Source organism: Phytobacter palmae (genome assembly GCF_039409775.1).
Classification (GTDB): domain Bacteria; phylum Pseudomonadota; class Gammaproteobacteria; order Enterobacterales; family Enterobacteriaceae; genus Phytobacter; species Phytobacter palmae.
On the sequence record NZ_JBCIVJ010000004.1, the window covers coordinates 1 to 20,790 of the forward strand.

General features: G+C 53.2%; 24 protein-coding genes. 12 read left to right on the forward strand and 12 right to left on the reverse strand.

Going from position 1 to position 20,790, the window contains the following annotated elements; genetic code table 11:
• From AAIG39_RS06725 to AAIG39_RS06765, 9 genes are all read left to right on the forward strand, one after another.
• A partial coding sequence (locus tag AAIG39_RS06725) for a LysR substrate-binding domain-containing protein (RefSeq protein ID WP_343193467.1) occupies positions 1–329 on the forward strand: 329 nt, incomplete at its 5' end.
• A 59-nt stretch (positions 330–388) separates the two neighbouring features.
• Positions 389–919, forward strand: a complete 531-nt coding sequence (locus tag AAIG39_RS06730) for a GrpB family protein (protein WP_343193468.1) — start codon at positions 389–391, stop codon at positions 917–919.
• Between the two features lie 258 nt (positions 920–1,177).
• Complete coding sequence (locus AAIG39_RS06735; protein ID WP_343193469.1) at positions 1,178–2,032, forward strand: transporter substrate-binding domain-containing protein; 855 nt, start codon at positions 1,178–1,180, stop codon at positions 2,030–2,032.
• 10 nt (positions 2,033–2,042) lie between these two features.
• The gene (locus AAIG39_RS06740) at positions 2,043–2,696 is read left to right on the forward strand and encodes an amino acid ABC transporter permease (protein ID WP_343193470.1); all 654 of its coding nucleotides are present in this window, start codon (positions 2,043–2,045) and stop codon (positions 2,694–2,696) included.
• 2 nt (positions 2,697–2,698) lie between these two features.
• On the forward strand, positions 2,699–3,340 hold the full coding sequence (locus tag AAIG39_RS06745) for an amino acid ABC transporter permease (protein ID WP_343193471.1): 642 nt from the start codon (positions 2,699–2,701) through the stop codon (positions 3,338–3,340).
• Positions 3,341–3,371: 31 nt separating this feature from the next.
• Entirely contained in the window at positions 3,372–4,157 is a 786-nt protein-coding gene (locus tag AAIG39_RS06750) for an amino acid ABC transporter ATP-binding protein (RefSeq protein ID WP_343193566.1), read from the forward strand.
• Positions 4,154–5,407 (forward strand): M20 family metallo-hydrolase, encoded by a 1,254-nt coding sequence (locus tag AAIG39_RS06755; RefSeq protein ID WP_343193472.1) that lies wholly within the window; start codon positions 4,154–4,156, stop codon positions 5,405–5,407. Before AAIG39_RS06750 ends, AAIG39_RS06755 begins: the two co-directional genes overlap by 4 nt.
• A complete protein-coding gene (locus AAIG39_RS06760; RefSeq protein ID WP_343193473.1) occupies positions 5,404–6,105 on the forward strand; it encodes a DUF1989 domain-containing protein in 702 nt (233 codons plus the stop codon). Before AAIG39_RS06755 ends, AAIG39_RS06760 begins: the two co-directional genes overlap by 4 nt.
• Positions 6,106–6,174: 69 nt before the next feature.
• On the forward strand, positions 6,175–6,762 hold the full coding sequence (locus AAIG39_RS06765) for a cupin domain-containing protein (RefSeq protein ID WP_090084380.1): 588 nt from the start codon (positions 6,175–6,177) through the stop codon (positions 6,760–6,762).
• A 71-nt stretch (positions 6,763–6,833) separates the two neighbouring features.
• Here AAIG39_RS06765 and gap read toward each other — a convergent pair whose 3' ends face one another.
• From gap to AAIG39_RS06790, 5 genes are all read right to left on the reverse strand, one after another.
• Positions 6,834–7,844, reverse strand: a complete 1,011-nt coding sequence (gap, locus tag AAIG39_RS06770) for a type I glyceraldehyde-3-phosphate dehydrogenase (protein WP_090084381.1) — start codon at positions 7,842–7,844, stop codon at positions 6,834–6,836.
• Between the two features lie 79 nt (positions 7,845–7,923).
• On the reverse strand, positions 7,924–8,904 hold the full coding sequence (locus tag AAIG39_RS06775) for a GlxA family transcriptional regulator (RefSeq protein ID WP_090084383.1): 981 nt from the start codon (positions 8,902–8,904) through the stop codon (positions 7,924–7,926).
• 201 nt (positions 8,905–9,105) lie between these two features.
• On the reverse strand, positions 9,106–9,414 hold the full coding sequence (locus AAIG39_RS06780) for a YciI family protein (RefSeq protein ID WP_090084384.1): 309 nt from the start codon (positions 9,412–9,414) through the stop codon (positions 9,106–9,108).
• A gap of 12 nt (positions 9,415–9,426) precedes the next feature.
• The gene (locus AAIG39_RS06785; protein WP_343193474.1) at positions 9,427–10,050 is read right to left on the reverse strand and encodes an FMN-dependent NADH-azoreductase; all 624 of its coding nucleotides are present in this window, start codon (positions 10,048–10,050) and stop codon (positions 9,427–9,429) included.
• 21 nt (positions 10,051–10,071) lie between these two features.
• Complete coding sequence (locus tag AAIG39_RS06790) at positions 10,072–10,842, reverse strand: alpha/beta hydrolase (protein WP_425503270.1); 771 nt, start codon at positions 10,840–10,842, stop codon at positions 10,072–10,074.
• 126 nt (positions 10,843–10,968) lie between these two features.
• On the opposite strand from AAIG39_RS06790, the gene AAIG39_RS06795 reads away from it, so the two are divergent.
• The gene (locus AAIG39_RS06795; protein ID WP_343193475.1) at positions 10,969–11,976 is read left to right on the forward strand and encodes a GlxA family transcriptional regulator; all 1,008 of its coding nucleotides are present in this window, start codon (positions 10,969–10,971) and stop codon (positions 11,974–11,976) included.
• Positions 11,977–11,989: 13 nt separating this feature from the next.
• Here the strand turns inward: AAIG39_RS06795 and AAIG39_RS06800 are convergent, their stop codons facing one another.
• Genes AAIG39_RS06800 through eitA form a run of 4 tightly spaced genes read right to left on the reverse strand, consistent with a single transcriptional unit; the run spans position 11,990 to position 16,036 of the window.
• Positions 11,990–13,225, reverse strand: a complete 1,236-nt coding sequence (locus AAIG39_RS06800) for an MDR family MFS transporter (protein WP_425503271.1) — start codon at positions 13,223–13,225, stop codon at positions 11,990–11,992.
• Between the two features lie 14 nt (positions 13,226–13,239).
• Positions 13,240–14,001 (reverse strand): siderophore ABC transporter ATP-binding protein EitC, encoded by a 762-nt coding sequence (eitC, locus tag AAIG39_RS06805; protein WP_343193476.1) that lies wholly within the window; start codon positions 13,999–14,001, stop codon positions 13,240–13,242.
• On the reverse strand, positions 14,001–15,038 hold the full coding sequence (locus AAIG39_RS06810) for a FecCD family ABC transporter permease (protein WP_343193477.1): 1,038 nt from the start codon (positions 15,036–15,038) through the stop codon (positions 14,001–14,003). The genes eitC and AAIG39_RS06810 overlap by 1 nt, the downstream gene beginning before the upstream one ends.
• On the reverse strand, positions 15,038–16,036 hold the full coding sequence (gene eitA / locus AAIG39_RS06815; RefSeq protein ID WP_090084395.1) for a siderophore ABC transporter substrate-binding protein EitA: 999 nt from the start codon (positions 16,034–16,036) through the stop codon (positions 15,038–15,040). Before eitA ends, AAIG39_RS06810 begins: the two co-directional genes overlap by 1 nt.
• Positions 16,037–16,318: 282 nt before the next feature.
• Between eitA and AAIG39_RS06820 the strand changes: the two genes are divergently transcribed.
• Positions 16,319–16,699 carry a nuclear transport factor 2 family protein gene (locus tag AAIG39_RS06820; RefSeq protein ID WP_343193478.1) on the forward strand — a complete coding sequence of 127 codons (381 nt, stop codon included), beginning with the start codon at positions 16,319–16,321 and terminating at the stop codon, positions 16,697–16,699.
• A 477-nt stretch (positions 16,700–17,176) separates the two neighbouring features.
• Positions 17,177–18,463, forward strand: coding sequence for an MFS transporter (locus tag AAIG39_RS06825; RefSeq protein ID WP_343193479.1), 1,287 nt, complete (start codon positions 17,177–17,179; stop codon positions 18,461–18,463).
• 64 nt (positions 18,464–18,527) lie between these two features.
• Here the strand turns inward: AAIG39_RS06825 and AAIG39_RS06830 are convergent, their stop codons facing one another.
• From AAIG39_RS06830 to AAIG39_RS06840, 3 genes are all read right to left on the reverse strand, one after another.
• On the reverse strand, positions 18,528–19,292 hold the full coding sequence (locus tag AAIG39_RS06830; protein ID WP_090084401.1) for an SDR family oxidoreductase: 765 nt from the start codon (positions 19,290–19,292) through the stop codon (positions 18,528–18,530).
• A gap of 51 nt (positions 19,293–19,343) precedes the next feature.
• Positions 19,344–20,297 carry a 2-hydroxyacid dehydrogenase gene (locus AAIG39_RS06835; RefSeq protein WP_090084403.1) on the reverse strand — a complete coding sequence of 318 codons (954 nt, stop codon included), beginning with the start codon at positions 20,295–20,297 and terminating at the stop codon, positions 19,344–19,346.
• Positions 20,298–20,366: 69 nt separating this feature from the next.
• Positions 20,367–20,744 carry a VOC family protein gene (locus tag AAIG39_RS06840; RefSeq protein WP_090084404.1) on the reverse strand — a complete coding sequence of 126 codons (378 nt, stop codon included), beginning with the start codon at positions 20,742–20,744 and terminating at the stop codon, positions 20,367–20,369.
• Between the last annotated feature and the right edge of the window lie 46 nt (positions 20,745–20,790).

The window sequence follows — 20,790 nt, forward strand, 5'->3', positions numbered from 1 at the left end:
ACGATGAACATCGCATGGACTGGGCCGTCTGGTTTAAGGCTGCCGGTATTGCGCATGCTATTGAGGAGAAAGGCCCGGTTTTTGTCGACTCAAATGGTGTACTGGAAGCGGCGATCGCCGGTAAAGGGATTGCGCTTATTCGAAGTACGCTTATTCGGGATGAATTGAAAAAAGGGCTGTTGATCAATCCGTTGCGCATCGCTATTGATTCGCTGGTGGCCTACTATCTGGTGTATGACGAATCGGCGCTGTTGCAAAAAATGAGTCGTAAATTTCGCGACTGGATAGTCTCTACCGCCACAGCGGAGAGAAATGAATATCCGGCGTAAAATCTCAGCGGCGCAGGTTTGTAGCCGTCGCAGGTCTTCATATTTCAAGGGGGAATCACATGGCCGGACGCCATATTTCTATCGAGCAAAGTGACACCACATGGCCGGATCGCTATCAGAAAGAGGCGTTATTATTACAGCGTGTGTTATCAGACATGCCCGTCATTATCCACCATATTGGCAGTACGGCTGTTCCTGGTCTTGCAGCAAAACCCATCATTGATATCCTGCTGGAAGTGACCTCGCTAAGTCTGCTCGATGAACATAACGACGCCATGCGTCAGGCAGGTTATACCCCCAGGGGAGAATACGGCATTGCGGGCAGGCGCTATTTTGTCAAAGGTGATAATCAACGAACCCATCATCTCCATGCTTTTGAGGTGGGCAGCCCGCACACGTTACGACATCTGGCATTTCGTGATTATCTGCGCCAGCACAGCGAAGTTGCGCAGGAATACGCAAGAGTAAAGCGCGAGGCTGCACAGCAGAGTGGAAATCAGTCCGGACTATACAGCCAGCTCAAAAATGACTTTATCGGGCATCATGAAGCGCTGGCGTTACGGGAAAAATCACGCCATCAGTCAGGCTGATTTCAGCTTATCGATAACGTACCATTGCCCCTTCTTAAAGCACGGAAGGCACCATATCCGTGCACATTAAATGTGCACATGACGATCCGTGACAGCCGTCCGCGATCGCGCCCACCACACAACTCTCCAGAATATATTCTATTTTTCAGCAACCTGAGAAATTTACCGCTGCCTTTAAACCAGTTGGCACGTTTCATGCCTCTCTAATTTTGTTCAAGTAACTTTACTAATGTTCAAATCACTTTCAGAGAGCACGCCATGACACTGACCCGTTTGACTTTACCCGCCTGTCTGACACTGATATCTGCCACGCTTTTTTGCTCTACGGCATACAGCGCCGATCTGCTTGAAAGAGTAAAAGAGGCCAAAGAGATCTCCGTTGCCACCGAAGCGCGATATGCCCCCTTTGAGTATGTTGATAACGGAAAAATCGTCGGCTACGACGTTGACCTGATGAATCACATCCTTGCGAAATCACTGCCAGGCGTGAAAGTGAAACAACTGGATCTGCCTTTTCAGGGCATTCTGCCAGGGCTGGATGCAAAGAAATTCGATTTTGTCGTCACCGCCGTTACCGTCAATAAACAGCGTATTGAACACTTCGGCTTTACCGCTCCGGTGGCGGAATCTACGGTCGCTCTGCTCAAACGAGCCGGAGACGATGCGATCAAAACCCCGGATGATCTGAGTGGCAAAGTGGTGGGATCGCAGGCCGGTTCCGGTCAGTTACAGGTGCTGCAATCCTTCGACCAGGCGCTGCGCGCCAGCGGCAAACCGGGTATTAAAGAGATCAAACAGTATGTGGCGTTCGATGAAGCTTACGCCGACCTGGCCTCCCGTCGTCTTGACGGTGTTGCCCAGTCGCTCTCAAACCTGGGGCCGCTTATCAAAACCCGACCGGGCGTGTTTGCCACGCTGCCGGAGATGATCGGGCCGCAAACCTTCTTTGGTTGGGTAGGGCGTAAAGATGCCGACAGCGCCTCTCTGGTCAAGCTGATCAGCGACGGGATTATCGAAGCCAACCGCGACGGCACCATGAAGGCGCTACAGCAGAAGTGGTTCGGCTTCACGATGACGGTTCCTGCAACTGAAATGCCTGAACCGGCGCTGTGAGCAGTAAACAATGACGGATTTCATAACGAGCTTACTCCACTGGCTTCCCATGCTAATGCAGGGGGCGCTCACCACGGCGGTGCTGTGTGTGACGGCGATGATCGCCGGTTTTGTGGCGGGTATTGGCTTATGGCAGATGTCGACAAGTCCGTTACGGATTTACCGTATGACGGCCCATGGATGGGTCAGTCTTTTCCGGGGCACTCCGGTACTGGCGCAACTGCTGCTCTGCTTCTATTTGCCCTCGCAGTTGGGTCTCGATATTCCCGGCTTTATGGCCGCTGCGCTGGCCTTAACGCTGAACACAGCCGCGTATCAATCGCAAATTCTGAGAAGTGGTTTCGCCAGTATTCCGCCGGGGCAGCTGGAAGCCGCCGCCATTTGCGGGCTGAGTCCACGGCAAATTTTATGGCGTATTCAGGTGCCGCAGGTGGTCCGGGCCACGCTGCCGTCGCTGATTTCCGAACTCATTGACGTTGTCAAGGCATCGGCGGTGGTGTCGGTTATTGCGCTGACCGATCTGATGCGCGTGGGCCAGCAACTGGCGTCATCCACATACCAGCCGCTGCAGGTCTATCTGGCAGTCGCCCTGGTCTATTTACTGCTCACCAGCCTGCTGGCGCTGTTGGGACGCCAGGCGGAACGGCACTGGCAGAGGGAATAACGATGACTGAACTTGCGCAATATTTGCCAGCCTACATTCAGGCGCTGGGCGTGACTCTGTGGCTAAGTCTGTGCGCCGCGTCCGGCGGTATGCTGCTGGGCTTTGCCTTAAACGGGATCTGCGGCAAACGTGGCCTGGCGTTTCGCCTGTGGCGCGTCTATGTGTGGGTGATCCGTGGCACGCCGTTTCTGGCGCAGCTTGCCGTCATCTACTTTGGCCTGCCGTCGATTGGCATCATGCTGAGCGCGGTGGAAGCCACGTTGCTCTCACTGACGCTCTATAGCGCCGCCTATTTCGGGGAAATTTTTCGCGCCGCATGGAACAGCATCCCGCCGGGACAGCGCGAAGCGGCGCTGGCCAACAACATTTCTGCGTGGCGCTGCTTCTGGCATATCCAGACACCGCAGGCCATCCGTTTTGCGCTACCGCTGTCAGGCAACCAGTTCATTCTGACCATTAAAGAGAGCGCCATCGCGTCAATCATTACCGTACCGGAATTGACCATGACGACGAGTCAGATTGTCGCCAGTACCTACAGCTATGTCTTGCCTTACTCCCTGTTGATCCTCAGCTACTGGCTGCTGGCACAGAGCGTCAGTCTGAGCGTAAGAACACTGAGCCATGTACTACGAACCGGAGAATAACGTGAACAATACCTCTACGCCGGTGCTCGAAATGCGCCATGTAGGCAAGTCATTCGCAAACCATGTGGTGCTCAATGACATCAATCTGCGCGTCGATCATGGCGAGATAGTTACCCTGATTGGCCCGTCCGGTTCCGGAAAAACCACTGCGCTTCGCTGCATGAATTTTCTCGAAGCGTACGACAAAGGCGACGTACTGATTAAAGGGCAACTGCTCGGGTATTCCGGCACGCAGCGTGGCCCGGCGCATGTCGACAGCGCCAGCCTGATTGCCGAGGTACGCAAACCGCTTTCGATGGTGTTCCAGCAGTTCAATCTCTGGCCGCATATGACGGTGCAGGAAAATGTCGCCGCACCGCTGGTGCTGGGAAAAAAGATGTCACGGCAGGCGGCAAAGGCGGCGGCGATGGCCGCGCTGGGTCGCGTCGGTATGGCGCAAAAAGCCGATGACTGGCCGGCGCGTCTGTCCGGTGGTCAGCAACAGCGCACAGGTATTGCCCGTGCGCTGGCGCTGAACCCGGAATTATTGCTGCTTGATGAGCCCACCTCAGCGCTCGACCCGGAGCGGGTGGAAGAGGTGCTGGATGTTATCCGAAGTCTTGCCGGGCAGGGTATGACCATGGTGATGGTTACCCATGAGATGGCGTTTGCCGCCCATATCTCGTCACGGCTGGTGTTTATGGCCGACGGCCACATTATTGAAAGCGGCACGCCGCGACAGATGTTCACCCAGCCGAAAAGCGAGCGCCTTAAAAGTTTTCTCGCACCGCTGTTTCGTCGCCCCCTGCAGGCCGAAGATCTGGAGAAATTACCATGAGGGAAACGAGCTTACGGGTCGCCCGACAACTGGACGAAAACTGGCTCAGCCATCTGCTGGCGCAACTGGCCGAATTTGGCAAGTTAGCGGAGGGCGGCGTGGACCGCCAGGCGTTGAGTGAAGTGGAACTTGATGCACGGGCCTGGCTTATCGAACTCGCCCGTGAACTCGGTTGTGAAATATACCGTGACGCCGCGGCTAATTTGTTCTTCCGTCGTCCGGGTCGATTCGCCGTTTCACCCGTCGTCACCGGCAGCCATATCGATACGCAACCGTCCGGTGGCAATTACGATGGCTGTTACGGTGTGATAGCCGGACTGGTATGCCTGAAAGCCCTCAATGACGCGCAGGTTGTTACGGAACGCCCGGTCGAAGTGGTTATCTGGACTAACGAAGAGGGCAGCCGCTTTGCGCCGGGGGCTATGGGCTCCAGCGCTTTCGTCGACCCGGAGAAATTATCCGCCCATCTTGGCGCGATGAGCGTTGATGGCGTCTTGTTTCGCGATGCGCTGGCGCATCATCAGACGCGCTTTGCGGCAATCCCGTTGCGTCCGGACCGCGAGATGGCCTGCTTCGTGGAGTTACATATCGAGCAGGGCCCGGTGCTGGAAAGTAGGAACCTGCCGCTGGCTATCGTTAAAGGCATTCAGGGTGTGCGCTGGTATCAGGTCACCTGCCATGGAGTATCGGCCCATGCCGGGACCACACCGATGACACTGCGCCATGACGCGATGACCCTGGCCCGACAACAGCTTGTTCGTATTGAGCAGGCGATGGGCGATGACGCAGATGACGCGTTGCGTCTGACATTTGGCCGCTGGCAGGTCACACCGAATGCCATTAACACCATCCCGTCATGCGTGCGTTTCACCCTCGATTTTCGCCACCCATCGACAGAAAAACTGGCACAGCTCGACAGGCTGATGAGTTCGCTTTCGAGTGAACACGTAACGGTCGAGTCGCTATTAAATAAAGCGCCGGTCACCTTTGACGCCGGTATCAATCACACTCTGCAAGCGGCCGGAGATGCGCTGGATATCGCGCAAACGGCGCTGTTGTCCGGAGCGTTTCACGACGCCATGTATCTGGCCGAACATTGTCCGACCAGTATGCTTTTTGTCCCAAGCCATCAAGGCATTAGCCATAACCCGGCTGAATATACCGATCCTCGCTCACTGGCGGCAGGCGCCCGTACGCTGGCCTGCGCACTGACTGAGCTATCCCAAACACTCAAAGGAGTTACATCATGACTGCAACTGCACACTACCCGGCCTGCTGCGAGAAAGATAATGGCGACGCACTGGGGATCAACCCGACGGCAACCTCCCCAATTTCACCCGATGGCGCGCCGGTGTTAAATGAGCTGTATACCATCCCGCCACGCTGTGGACGCGCTGTTTTACTGAAAAAAGGGCAGGTGATCAAAGTCATCAATACCCCAGGCAGCCAGGTGTGCGATACATGGTTTTTTAACAGCAGCGATCTGTGCGAATTTGCCTCTATGGAGCATACCCGTGCCTTTATCGACAAAATCATTCCGCAGCCGGGTGATGTACTGGTAACCAATCAGCGTCGCGCCATCGCCACGCTGCTCACTGATACCTCGCCGGGTGTGCATGACACGCTGATTGCCGCCTGCGATCTCTACCGTTATACCAACATGGGGATTACGGAGTATCACGACAGTTGCGCCGATAATATGCGTATGGCGCTCAATGCGATTGGTCTGCGCGCCCGCGAAGTGCCGCAACCGCTCAATTTATGGATGAACACGCCAGTAAACCCGGATTATTCCATTTCCTGGTTGCCCACCGTCAGCAAAGCAGGTGATTATGTAGAGATTCGTGCCGAGCTGGATTGCGTGGTTGTCATGTCCGCCTGCCCACAGGACATCGTGCCAATTAACGGCTGCTCACCGAAAGAGATCCAGTTCGTCGTAGTGGGATGATTTAGTGGGATAATTTTTCTTGCCAGGCCTGCATAACGCAGCCCTGGCAGACTTTAATGAAGCAGACAGATGAAAAAAAACGCTGACAACAAATCTACCGGAACACCGCTCGGCATGCGACTGCGCCACGCCCGTCTGGTGCAGGAAATGACCCTCAAGCAGCTTGCGCAAAAAGTTGAATGTTCGGAAAGTCTGTTATCCAAACTGGAAAATGACGCCGCTTCGCCGTCGCTGGCGATGTTGCACCGTCTGGCTAAAGCGCTGGAGACCAGTATTGCCGATCTGATGGCCGATGACTGGACGGCCGACCAGCCCGTACTTAAACCTGAACAGCGAAACCGTAAGCGCTTTCTGCAACGCAGTAAAAAAGGGGGTATCGAGCTGGAGAACCTGACCTGGCATCACAAAGGCGGTTTGCTACAGGGCAACATTCACATTATCGAGCCGGGCGTCGCCAGTGATGGCCTGATTGAACACCATGGTGAAGAGATGGGTTATGTACTGGAAGGTGAACTGGAACTGCGCCTGGGAGACGATGTCTGGACCCTGGAGCAGGGGGATTCTTTCTATTTTCCGAGCCAGATCCCGCATGGTTACCGCAATATCGGTACCGTGGTCGCCAGAGTGCTGTGGGTGAACACTCCGGTCACATTCTGATCGCGCTATAAGACGAAAAAAATAAGGCGAAAAAACCACGCCGCAGCGTGGTTTCGTTCAGGCAGGTGATATTACAGACCACGCTGTGCCATTTTCTTCGCAAGGTCGACCAGACGGTTGGAAAAGCCCCACTCGTTATCATACCAGGCAAGAATTTTCACCAGATTACCGCCAATCACCAGTGTCGAGAGGCCATCGATAATGGATGAGCGCGGGTCGCCCTGGTAATCGCTGGAGACCAGCGGTTCGTCGCTGTAACCCAGAATGCCTTTCAGCGGACCTGCTTCTGCTGCGTGGCGGAACGCCGCATTGACTTCGTCTACCGTCACATCTCGTTTTAAGGTTACGGTCAGGTCGACAATCGACACCACCGGGACAGGCACACGTAAGGAGTAACCGGTGAGGCGTCCATCCAGTTCCGGGATCACTTTCCCCAGTGCTTTAGCCGCTCCGCTTGAATACGGCACGATGGAAAGCGCCGCCGCTCGCGCCCCGCGCAGATCTTTTTCTGGCTGATCGTGCAAGGCCTGGCTGTTGGTGTAGGCATGCGTGGTATTCATCAGGCCGTGTTCAATACCGAAATTCTGATGCAACACCTGGGCGGCAGGTGCCAGACCATTAGTGGTGCAGCTACCATTACTCACAACGAAGTGGCGGGCGGGGTCGTACTGCTGGTCATTAACCCCCAGCACAATGGTCAGGTCATCGTTTTTACCCGGTGCGGAGATGATTACGCGTTTCGCGCCGCCGCTGCTGATATGTACCGCCGCTTTTTCGCGATCGGTAAAGAAACCAGTGGCTTCAATCACAATGTCGACGCCAACGTCACGCCACGGAATATTGGCCGGATCGCGCTCGCTAAAGACCCGTACGGCCTGACCGTCGACAATCAACTGGCCTTCGCCTGCTTCAACGGGAACGGGGAGCGTGCCGAGTAGTGAATCGTGTTTTAACAGATGCGCCAGCGTTTTGCTGTCCGTCAAATCGTTGATCGCCACAATCTGAATCTCTTTATCACCCAGAGCAGCACGCAAAACGTTGCGACCAATCCTGCCAAAACCGTTAATACCGACCTTAACCATGATGAACTCCTTCTTATCCGATGTCTGACCTCACTGTAGGTCGGCGGCGGTTTGGCGTAAATGACAAATAAGGATCACTTTACGCCATTTTGCGGCAATGGAAGCGCTGGCGATATTCTCCGGGGGTAAGGTGCAACTGACGTTCGAAAATCCGCCGTAAATTGATACTGCTGCCAAAGCCGGTCTCAGCGGCAATCTTTTCCAGCGTCTCGTTGGTTTGCTCCAGCCGGTTACGCGCTGCGCCAAGGCGTGCTTCGGCGACGTACCGTGCCGGTGAGGCACCCGTTTCGCGGGTGAAGACACGGGTAAAATTGCGCGGACTCATCGCCGCCCGTTCTGCCAGCTTGTCGACGGACAAATCCTCATCCAGATGCTCAAGGATCCAGGTTTGCAGGTCACGGATGGGGCCAACGCGAGTGGCCTGCTGCAAATTGTAACGGCTGAACTGGAGCTGGCTGCCAGGGCGGCGCAGATACATCACCATATTCTGGGCGACTTCCAGCGCGAGGCTAAAGCCATAATCGTCTTCAACCAGCGCAAGCGTCAGATCAAAGCCCGAACTGACGCCGCCGGAAGTCCAGACAGAGCCATCCTGAACATACAGAGGACCTGCTTCGAGGGTGATCTCAGGAAAGCGCGCCTGCATGGTTTCCAGCAGTCGCCAGTGGGTGGTTGCTCTTCGTCCATTGAGCAGCCCGGCTTCGGCCAGCAACATCGCGCCACCGCAAATGGAGACCACGCGTCGCGCATGGGGTGCGGCAAGGCGTAGCCAGTCGACCACCGCCGTGCCTTCGTATTCATCCTCGCCGCGTCCGGTAATCATGACGGTATCCCACGACTCTCGCGGGTCAATTTCATGCAAACGGCTATCGGCGAGCAGGTTCAACCCGGATTGACCATGGATGACCTGGTGCGGTTGGGTGGTGGCGAGAGTAAAGCGGTAACGCGGCTGTGAGAGGCCTTCTACATGCAGACGATTAGCCTGCATCAGAATGTCGGCGATACCGGCGGCTTCAAACAGCATGCCGCCATCAGGAACAATTATCAGGAATGTCTTCATGTCCTGAAAAGTACACTCATTACAATTTAAGTCAATATTAAGAGAGAAAATGCAGCAACGGTTCTGGCGCCAGAAGACCGCGTTTTGATATGCGGAATCTATTCTGTGGCCCTACTTACGCTGCGTTTCTCTTCCACATTCTAATGAGATCCTGCAATGAGCAATATTACCAACAAGGGGGAAATCCCCCTTGTTGTTTGACTACACTATTTTTGCATTTATTGCCCATTGCTGAGGAAATACCTTTGAACAGAGCATGGGCTCGATACCACGAACATCCAGACTGACTTTTTGATGTATTACAAACGGGTCTTGCGCCAGATAAGCGTGAACATCATCTTCATTGTCACAGTGAAAAAGAATATAGCCTCCGGTACCGCTTTTGAGTGGCCCGGCCAGGATCACACCGGCTTTATCAATACCATCAATCAGCCACTTTTTATGTGCATCCAGATGAGTGCCCAACTCTGATTCAGAGCATAAATAAGATAGCGTTACGGCATATAACATAATGTGCTCCGGTTAGTTAATAATATTGTTAATAAGTTGAGGGATAGTATTCAGCGCTCGCGTTATTTCCCGTTGTTTAATATCTTCACCTTTTGACACTCCCTCGGCCCGAATAAATTCCATTCTGGTGATACCTAAAAAAGCAAAGAAATTGCGCAAATACTGTTCCTGAAAATCCATTTCTGTCAGCGGTGTGTTGTGATAGAAACCGCCTCTTGCGGAAACAATTACCACCGTTTTTCCTGCCGCAAGCCCCACCGGACCGCTTGCCGTATAGTGAAATGTTTTACCAGGCTGTGCAATTCTGTCTAACCACGCTTTAAGCTGGCTGGCGACCGTAAAATTATACATTGGGGCACCGATAACAATAATATCGCTACTCAGAAATTCGCTGACTAAACGATCGGAAAGGGCATATTCATTTGCCCATTCCGGCACCGCTTCTCCGCCAGGTACTGCTCTGAATCCGGCAGCAATATCGCCCGTTAAATGATGTATTTCATCTTTTACCACATCGCGATAAATAATATTTTCACACGGTCCGGTTTCCGTTAGCGCCTTTACAACGGCATAAGATAACTGGCGGGAAACTGAATTTTCTGACGCGATACTGGAATCAATATGTAGGATTTTCATGATAAATACGCCTGTGTAATGTCACTGTTTAATGTTGTGTGCTGCTTTATCAATAAGCGCCGCAACGTCCTCAGGGTGCGATACCATTGACATATGACTTGACGGGATACGAGTGATAGTTGCGCCAGCTTTCCGGGCTAATAAGTTTTGTACGGTGGGTTTAAGCGCATTGTCATTTTCAGTTAATAAGTACCACGATGGCTTATTATGCCAGGCGGCCTGGTTAACTTTTTCATTGAAGGCTTTCGCCGCAATAGGTTGCTGTGCTGCGGCAAGTAAACGTGCCTGATGCCAGGGGAGATCATTTGCCATCACTTTATGGAACATTTCCGGGTTATCAAGCCAAATCAAACCATTTTTATCGGCCTGCATCCCATCCATGGGTTGATCAAGGCGGTTAAGGGTGTCGGTTACGGATTCACCGCTGTCGGGCACCAGTGCCGACAGATAGACAAGTCCTTTCACATTTTCCGCGTTACCGGCCTGAGTAATCACGGCGCCTCCCCAGGAGTGACCAACAAGCAGTACGTCTCCATGTTGTCGTTGCAGAACGCGCTCCGTTGCCGCCACATCGTCCTTAAGCGAGGTTAACGGATTTTGCACCGCCGTAACGGTATAACCTTTAGCCTGCAGAAGCGCAGTTACCGCAGACCAGCTCGAACCATCGGCAAATGCGCCATGGACCAGAACGATGTTTTTGATATTTTGCTCCCGCGCATCAGCGCTCATTGTGAAAACGAGGCAGAGCAGTAACGACGCGAGCAGCATGATTTTATTGCTGATAAAAGACATAACTGGGTATTCCTGATCCGCATGAATAACGTTTAAAGAGTGTAACGCTACGCCGAGAACGCTATTAAGTGTCATTAATGACAGGTATCATGCAAAATCAGACATTATGGTGAGCAGGCTTTGATTATGCGAATTGCGTTACTCGCGGTGCCGGGAAGTATGAAATCGGCTCTTTCCGGGTTGTCAGATATGTTCTGGCTGGCAAATCAGGTGGCAAGGCAAAATTCGGCGCTTAGTCATCATGATTCTGGTAATGAACCTGTTTTTAGCGCGCAGATCGTCACGGCTGACGGTCATCCGGTTATCGATGCGCAGGGCAGACCGATTGAAAGTGAAGGATCAGTTGAGGACGATAAATTTTCCCTGATTATTGCCAGCGGCATGCGTCTTGATGAAGAAAAATATCCGCTTTCAAGAGAAGCAATCACTGATGCGGCGCGGTGGGTGAAAACACAATATCAGCAGGGATGTGCGGTCGCCGGCGCCTGTGCTGGTGGCTTTGTTCTGGCGGAGGCAGGGCTGTTAAACGGACGGATGTGTGCCACGACATGGTGGTTATTTCACACGTTCCGGGAACGATATCCGCTAACAAAGCCCGTCTGGGGGAAAGCGCTGGTGGAAGATCGAAATGTCGTCACTACCGGTGGGCCACTTTCATGGGTTGATCTGGCGATACACATTGTCCGGCGGTACGCGGGGGATGAGATTGCAAAACTGACCGCTGATATGGCCGTTGCTGATAGCCAGCCACTCTCCCAACAACTTTATGCACCCGCTGGTTTTATTAATTCGCGCCATCCGTTACTCATCAAAGCCGAACATCTGGTGCGCTTTCAGGATCTGTCGATTACCGTCGAGCAACTTGCCGCATCGCTAAATATGACCACCAGAACCCTCAATCGAAAAATGACAGAACTCACGCAGGAAAGCCCAAAAAACTTTATAACGCGTGTGCGCATTGAGACGGCGGCTATGCTGCTGGAAAATCGCGGTAAAACGATTTCTCAGGTAGCAAGTGAGTGCGGATATCACGATGAAACGGCATTCCGGCGTGCATTCCATTCCGTGATGGGCATGTCACCGGGGATGTACAAAGAGTGGGTGAAAAACAGATCCCGTTCAGAAACAGGCTAAGAGAGAAAGGGGTTTAGCTCTTCTTTTTTTCCTGCCCCGGTCGGCAAATAAAGAGCAGGGCAACGGCGCTTAAGAATGGAAATACCGCCAGTTGCAGCCAGGGCCAGATAGCGTCGGCGGAAGGCGTCAACGCCCGGTCAAGCTGGCTGCCCAGCAGGAAATTGCCCGCCAGCACAGCAATACCACCGGCGGTTGCCAGTGCGCCGTAGTGTGCACCCAACATGGACGGGGCGGCGAATTGTGGAATCAAATCTTTCGCTGAGGGCACCAGTAACATCTGTCCCAGGGTCAGCAATGTCACAAAACAGGCGGCGGGCAACAGGCGAAGCCAGGAGTCCGGCGGCGTCGATGCAGCGAACAGAGCGACGCTCAGAAATGATGCGGACAACAGCAGAAAACCGCAGGGCAGTATCCGTGCCGCGCCAACGCGCCGGGCAAAGCGGGCGAGGGGGAGCTGAAGAAGAATAATGAGCCCCGATGCCAGCATGAATAACGGACCTAAATCCTTCTCGCTGCTGCCGGAGCGGGCAATTTCCACTGGCAATGCCAGATATAGCTGGTTGTAACTCAACAGCCAGGAACTGTAGGCAATGATAAAGGCCACAAATCGTGGCTGACGAAAAGTGGTCCACCACGGCGTAATATGCAGTGTTGCCTTGCGTGGCGGATTACGCGGCAGGCAAAAATGGAGCACGCCAAGTGCAACGATAAATACCATAGCCCCCGCCAGAGCTACCTGTCGAAATCCCAGACCGGCAAGAACGGCGCCCAGAACAGGGCCGAGTACCGCGCCAAGTTCGCCGCAGACAGCAAAAAGCGCAAACCATTCCGCGCGGTTGCGCTTCCCGCTCGCTTCACTGTCCGTTCCCGCCTTTGCCAGCAAGGCTTCTATGGACGGAGAGAAAAGGGCGCCGCCAACGCCTGTCAGGCAGGCGCCGAGAATAATGGGCGCGATGCTGTCGCCCAGCGCCAGCAACAGATATCCCACTACCCGAATAACGCAGCCGCAGAGGATGATGCTGCGGGCGCCGAATCGGTCGGACAGGGCGCCGCCCACGATAAACATCCCCTGCTGTGAAAAGGTCCTTAACCCCAGAATCAGGCCGATCATCCCACCGGAAAGCAGCATATCATCGCGAAGAAAGATCGCCAGAAAGGGGACAACGGCGTAAAAACCGATATTAAAAACAAACTGGCTACCCAGTAATACGGGCGGCCAGAGGTGCGTGGCGGGGCGAAGTAAATGCATCCAGATAGTCTTATTCAGATAAGGTAGTGAATATGTTTCTTGCCATGAAACGCCGATATTTCAATACGCGTTTTCACCCGAAAGACATCCCAGAGTAACTCTTCGGTCAGAATCTCCTGCGGCGTGCCTGTGGCAATCACCTGGCCTTGTTGCATCACAATTAATGCGTCACAGAACATAGAAGCATGATTGAGATCGTGAATGGCGACAATACTGGTGACCGGCAGTTCACTGATAAGCTTCATCAATTGCATCTGGTGATGGATATCCAGGTGGTTGGTTGGCTCATCCAGGAGGATCTCGCTCGGCACCTGCGCCAGTGCTCTGGCAATATGCACGCGCTGACGTTCGCCGCCTGATAAACTCAGCCATCCCTGATCGCTTATTTCGAGCATATCGACCCGCTCGAGTGCTGAATGCACCGTCTCATCATCGTGAGAAGTCCAGCCAGAGAAGGCGGAATGGTGCGGAATACGCCCCAGTTTCACCACGTCGCGAACCCGCATATTAGACTCGGTCATCCCGTGTTGTTCGACAAAGGCAATGCGACGGGCAAGTTGTTTTTTAGGCAACCGGGCGATGTTGTTGCCATCCACAGTAACGGTTCCTGCATGTGGTCGGCGTAAACCGGCAAGAATACGCAGCAATGAGGACTTTCCTGAACCGTTCGGGCCAAGCAGTCCCACCGTTTGTCCACGGGAGACCGACAGTGAGACATTATTGACGATAGTTTTCTTCGCTATCTTCCAGGTAATGTTTTCAGCAGTGATGCTCATTACTTGTTCCTTGAACGATAGATAATGACGGCAAAAAAAGGCACGCCAACCAGCGCAGTAACCACGCCGACCGGCAGACTCTGCGGTGCGATCAGCATTCTTGAGGCGATATCAGCCAGCACCATCAGAATCGCGCCGGCCAGAGCACAGGCAATGAGCAACGTACGGTGAAGCGGGCCAAAGAAAAAGCGCATCATATGTGGTACCACCAGACCGACAAAGCCGATCGATCCCGCCATACTGACGATGGTGGCGGTCATCAGCGCCGTGGCAGTAAAGAGAATCAGACGAACCACAGGCACATTGATGCCAAGCGATGCCGCGGCATCGTCGCCAAAGGTAAAGGCATCCAGCGCGCGGGAGTAAAAAAGGCAAACCGCAAGGCCAAGCAACAGGACCACCAGTGCCAGTTGAAACTCCGGCCAGCGAACGCCGCTAAAACTGCCAAGTAGCCAGAACATCACATCACGCGCCTGTTGCGCACTGGCGGAGGTACTGATGGTATAAGCGGTGATCGCGTTGAAGAGTTGGGATGCCGCCACGCCTGCCAGGATAGTTCGCTCATTACCGCCGCGCGCGCCGTTCGTCAGAAAGGCGACAAATGCAAAAGCGGCAAAAGCACCGGCAAACGCGCCAGCAGAAAGGGAAACCGCGCCGGTGCCAACGCCGAGAACCACGACAGAGACAGCGCCCGTTGACGCACCCGCCGAGACCCCCAGGACATAGGGTTCCGCCAGGGCATTTTTGAGCAAACTTTGCAAAACGGCGCCACAAATAGCCAGCCCCGCACCACAGCAGGCCGCGACTAACGCACGGCTAAGCCGGAAATCCCAGATCACACTTTCATGGATACGGCTGAGTGGCACCTCTGTGAGTCCGGCTTTGTTGGTCAGCGCAAAAAAGACGCTGCGAAGCGGAATGGAGAGTTCGCCGACGCTGACGCCTGTGGCAATGACCAGCAAAAGAAGCAGTAGCGCCAGCACCGTCGATGTAGTGAGTATCAGGCCCTGACGGGCCTGTTGTACTACGGAACTCATCAATTCAGTCCCATTTTTCTGAGCTGTTCAGCAACCTGTTCAGCGCCATAAATAGTACGAATTGTTGGGTTCATCGCCTGGCCATCCATCACGATAATGTGACCTTTTTTAACGGCATCAAGCTGGCTGACGGCCGGGTCGCTTTTCAGGAATTTAATTTTTTCTTCGGCGTTATCCAGTGCCCAGCGGTTGCGGTCAAGGCTGGAGACGACGATGACATCCGGGTTAGCGGCAATAATGCTTTCCCAGCCAACGGTTGGCCATTCGGTTTCGGAGGTAATGGCGTTGTGGCCGCCCAGTACATTCGCGATAAACCCTGACGCGCTGTTCTTGCCACCGACATAGGCGTCAGCAGACGGGGAGGAGCTGGAGAACCAGAAGACAAATGAGAGGTCTTTTTTGTTCTTGCTGAACTCGGCGCGCAGATCATTTTCGCGTTTTTTGAAATCCGCAATCAGCGCCTTACCGCGATCTTCTACGTTAAAAATGGTCGCGAAATCCGTAATTTCCTGATAAAGGAAGCTCATATCCCATAGTTTCTGACGGCTTCCGTACATATCGCCAACGCCTTTTTTGGTGGCGCACATTCCCGGTGACATATAGCTGTTGACGCCAACGGTGGTGAGATCTTCGCGTTTAGCAACCTTGCTTTCCGGGCCCAGTAAGAGTGGGATCTGGGCAGGGACGAAGTCCGGGTTTTGCGCGAGAATGGATTCGAGTGTTGGGATTTCAACGGTCAGGGTTTTGATTTTACTGTTTTTTTCTGCAAGTGATGGCAATACTTTCGTTGGCCAGAATGCGCTGGCAACCACTTTATCCTCAAGGCCAAGCAACAAAAGGATCTCAACAGTGTTTTGTCCCAGTGCCACGACACGTTCAGGCGCTTTGGTGAATGTCTCTTTGTATCCGCAGTTTTCGATGGTAACAGGGTAGGTGGTTGCAAACGCGGAGCTGACCGAAGCGAAAACCAATCCTAAGGCACTGATGATCTTTTTCATGTAACGCTATCCTTCGTTAGCGAGTTTCCTGGGCCGGAAACGAGTAAAATCGTAAATGAGAATTAATAACAAGGCGCGGTTTTATACAATGCCGAAGAAAAAGTGTCAACGCAGGAAGATAATTAATTGTTATTAATAGATTTTTATGCACCAGGAATTTGAATTAAAGCCCATAATCATTAAAACGCAGCGCTAAATCTATGAAGGCGGTAACACAGGTCTTTATTGTCGCTGCGAAGTGAATCTGAATCGGCTGAACGAGTGAAAAACAGGAAAATCAGGATGACAAGAGATTTACGGGTATTGCTTATGCAGAATGAGCAGAGGCTCCATCATACAGAAACGCGATCGCAGAGGACGTTGCTGGAGAAATTGTTGCATCGCGATTTTTTTGAAATTGGCCGTTCAGGTCAGCGATATGACAGAGAACATGTCATCAGTGCGTTAGTAAGGGAAACTGACGCTCAGAAAATCCAGTCCGATAATTTTGCGTTGTCACTGCTGGATGACAGGTGCGTGTTATTAACGTACCGGAGTTTTACGGTTGACGAGCAAGGCAGTATTGGTCGACAGACACTGCGAACATCTCTGTGGGTGAAGAGCGCAGACGATCCAACTGAGTGGCAGATGCGGTTTCATCAGGGAACGCCGACAGATGAGTGAAACAACAAACACAGTGGCAAAGACGGCTGCGAGTGATAAACGGTCAGCGCGAATTGCCAGCAAATGCACATTGTGAGGCCTTAGATGAACAGGACAAGGATGACCAAAGAAAGCTGGATTCTGTGGCATCTTATCTTAGTGCGCATAATGTATATTATGTTAAATGAGATTATTGTTGTGATTTAACTAAAGCGCACCCTGTTCTACTGCGACTTGCCACTACGTTAACCGCCTGCATTGCATGTACGAAACCTTAGCCTGTATGGCGAAGCTGACTCGATTTACACTCTCACCCCGGTCAACAATTATTTTATCCAGTCGACCAATTACACCTCAACACAGGGTCTGCCGTACCAGACTGTGACGGCTAAGTCGTTTATTTACTGGATCCTCTTCTCTTTTTGTCATCCGGAACAAATTTACGTTATGTTGACGGAATGCTTCCTTCATCCGTCCTCATAATGTTTGATACGCACGATGAAATTTAACGCCTTCATGCGCCTCGGTCCCGCATTCTTCCTTTTACAAACCGCAACGACCCTCAGCCTGTTGGCTGGGCATGTATTCCGTCTGGCTCTGGCATGGTGGTGCTTAAAGGAAACCCATTCAGCGGTCGCCTTCTCATCACTGATCGCGTTTTCCGTTGCCGCCGAGATTTACCTGAAGCCTTTTCTCGCCTCATTCGGCGATCGGTTTCACCGCGTAAAGTTTATTAACGGCTGTCAGCTCGCGGTTTTCGTCATCATGATGCTCTTTTCTCTTGCCTGTTCGGCGGGACAATTCCACCTCGTGTTACTGACCGCAGGCCTCATCGCGATGAGCGCAGTGGCATCAGTCAGAGAGCCCACCATCATGGGTCTGATCCCCGATCTGGTCGATGACGGTCATATTTCACGCGCCGTATCCAGCCGCTCGGCCATTAATTCCGTGATTATGCTCATCGGGCCGGTGCTGGCCGCCTCGCTAATCGCTTTGTTTTCTGTTGGCCTGGCGCTTTATGCCGCTGTGTTACTGCAAGGATTATCGTGCCTGGCCTGCGTTCTGCTTGCGAAACGGCCTGTATGCGTGCATTCGCCAGGCGCAGGTGAAAGCTGGTTCAGCAAAACGAAAGGCGGATTTGTCGCCATCTACCGTGTCAAATCAGAGTTTCACATCGCCTTAATTTCCGCGCTCATCAATTTTACGATGTTCCCCTTCTTTTCTGTGACCATTCCGTTTTGGATGAGCACGGAGTTGCGCCTGCCCGCCTCGTACCTTGGCGCATTTGAATTTTCCTTCGCCATCGGATTACTGGCCGGCAGTCTCTACCTTAATGCGGCAATAACCCGAAACGTTGGACGTTTCTGGAATGTCGTTATCGGGTTTATTTTGTTGGGTGGGAGCGTCCCGGCTATTGTGCTGGTCCCGGATATCAACATCTCGATTGCGCTGGCCTTCTTCTGTGGCCTGGCTTTCAACTTAATCAATGTGAATCTCAGCACCCTGAGAGCAACCGCCACCCCCGGACATTATCGGACACGGATGGCGGCCATGTCGGCGTTTCTCTCGAGTCTGGTCAACCCCTTCGGCGTCATGATAGCAGGCGGGTTTATTCACTGGCTGGGTGTGAGTGTGTTCACGCTCTTTTCAGGGCTTGCCGTGTTAATGATAGCCCCTCTGCTTCTCTGCTCATGGCATCTTAAGAGGGCGCTGTCCCTTGAAGAGGGTGAGATGAAAGGCTATTACGAAAAAACCTACCCGAAGGCCTTCACCAAAGAGGGATAAGAACCACAGTCCTCAGTCCGTTTACGCCTCAGGCGCAACCGGACTGAGTCTGGTTGCTGAGCGTCTAACCGCGCCCGACAAACGGCATTTTGGTCGCCATCACGGTGATAAACTGCACATTGGTATCAAGCGGAACGCTGGCCATGTAGACCACGCTGTTAGCGACCTGCGACACATCCATCATCGCTTCCACCGCCAGTTCGCCATTGGCCTGCTTCACGCCTTTAGACATCCGCTGCGATAGTTCCGTATACGCATTACCTATATCAATCTGCCCACAGGCGATATCGTACTTTCTGCCATCGAGCGAAATGCTCTTCGTCAGCCCGGTCACGCCATGCTTGGTTGCCGTATAGGCTGCCGAATCAGGACGTGGCGCGTGCGCCGAAACAGATCCATTGTTAATGATACGGCCCCCCTGCGGGGTTTGTTCCTTCATCAGGCGGAATGCACCCTGAGCACAAAGGAACATTCCGGTCAGATTGACATTCACCACGGCGGACCACTTCTCGTAGCTCAGCTCTTCAAAGGGGATACCGGGAAAATTGGTGCCGGCATTATTAAACAGCACGTCAAGGCGCCCCAGTTTATCCTTGATCCGCGCAAACAGCGCATTAACCGATTCGGGGTCGGTAACATCAGTTGGGACGACCATCGTCTGGCCGACATCGCTGCTGTCTTCCATCGCAGCAACTGTCTCCAGTAGCGGATCCAGACGGCGACCCGCGAGAACGACAAAATAACCGGCACGGAACAGCGCCAGCGCCGTTGCCCTGCCAATCCCGGTGCCCGCGCCGGTGACCAGCGCAACCTTTCTTGAGGTGATCATCACTGCTTCCTTTATTTAATAGTTTGATAAACAGAATAATAGCAGTCCTGCTCAACGGGTTAGACTGTTCTCGGGACGCTGCCCGGAAAGCGCCTGAGCCAGACTTGCCAGCACCATTTCCCCCATCGCAGTACGCGTCTCCACCGTGGCACTGGCGCGATGCGCCTGCAACACAACGCTGTCCAGACCAAAAAGCACCTCAGGAACATTCGGTTCATCAACGAAAACATCCAGCCCCGCCCCGCTGATGCGTCCTTCGGTTAAGGCCGCGACCAGATCGGGCTCATTGACCAGTTTTCCGCGAGCGATGTTCACGAGGAAACCATCCGGTCCCAGCGCATCAAGGACGGCGGCATTAATAATGCCTTCCGCTTTGTCCGCAGAAGCGGAAAGGATTAGCGCGTCGCTCTGGCGGGCCAGTTCCTGAAGATCAGCAATAAACGGGTAATCAAGGTCTTGCATGGCATGCAGGTCGGTATAGCTGATCGGGCATCCGAATGCTGATGCGCGGGCGGCAATGGCGCGCCCTACCCGTCCCATTCCGACAATACCGACCCGCATACCGCTGAAACGACGGGAAAGTGGTATGGAACCCGGATGCGGATTTTTCGCCCACAGCCCGTTACGCACCACGCGATCGCCGGAACAGATACCGCGGCAGGTTGCGATCAGCAGGCCAATGGCAAGGTCAGCCACATCTTCTGTCAGCGCGCCAAGCGTGGCGGTAACATGAATACCGCGTTTGCGGGCGTAGTCCAGATCGACCGCATCCACACCAACGCCATTAATAGCGACCACTTCAAGCGCGGGCAGTTTTTCCATAAGTGCATTGCTAATGCCCGTGTGGCCGCCAGAAACAACACCGCGAATACTATTACCGTATTCTTTAATAAAGGCTTCTTTATCTGCGATCTCGAAATAGCGATGCACGGTATAAAGGGAATTTAATTTCTCGCTAATGGCGGGAATCAGAATTGGATTTAATTGTAAAATGCTGGGTTTCATAACATCAGTTCCTGGTTTCGCCAATCAATGGCTGGTGTGTTTGTCGTTATTACCTGTACACGTCGCCATTTATGGCAGATGTCGTTCAAGTATTTCGATGGCAATATTTTGTGGTCCGCGAATAAAGCATCCGCGCACGCCGGGGCGAAGTGTTTTCGGCTGCTGGGTGAACACCACGCCGCGTTGTTTTAGTTCGGCGGCGACATCATCAAGGTTGTCGACGGTAAGGCCAAAATGGTCCAGCCCCTGATATGGCGGCAGTGGTGCCGGCGCAACGCCATCACCTTCACCCACCGGCGCGATAAAGATATCAATTCCGGCAAGGCGGATATCGACTTTGCCAGGTTTTCGGATGATTTCAGCATCCAGGCAACGTTCAAACCATAACGCGGTCAATTCCGGGTCGGGGCTGCGCAGTTGTAAATGGTCCCATTTAAACGTAATCACTTTCTTTCTCCCTATGAACATTTCCAGCCTGGTTCCCTGATGCTGA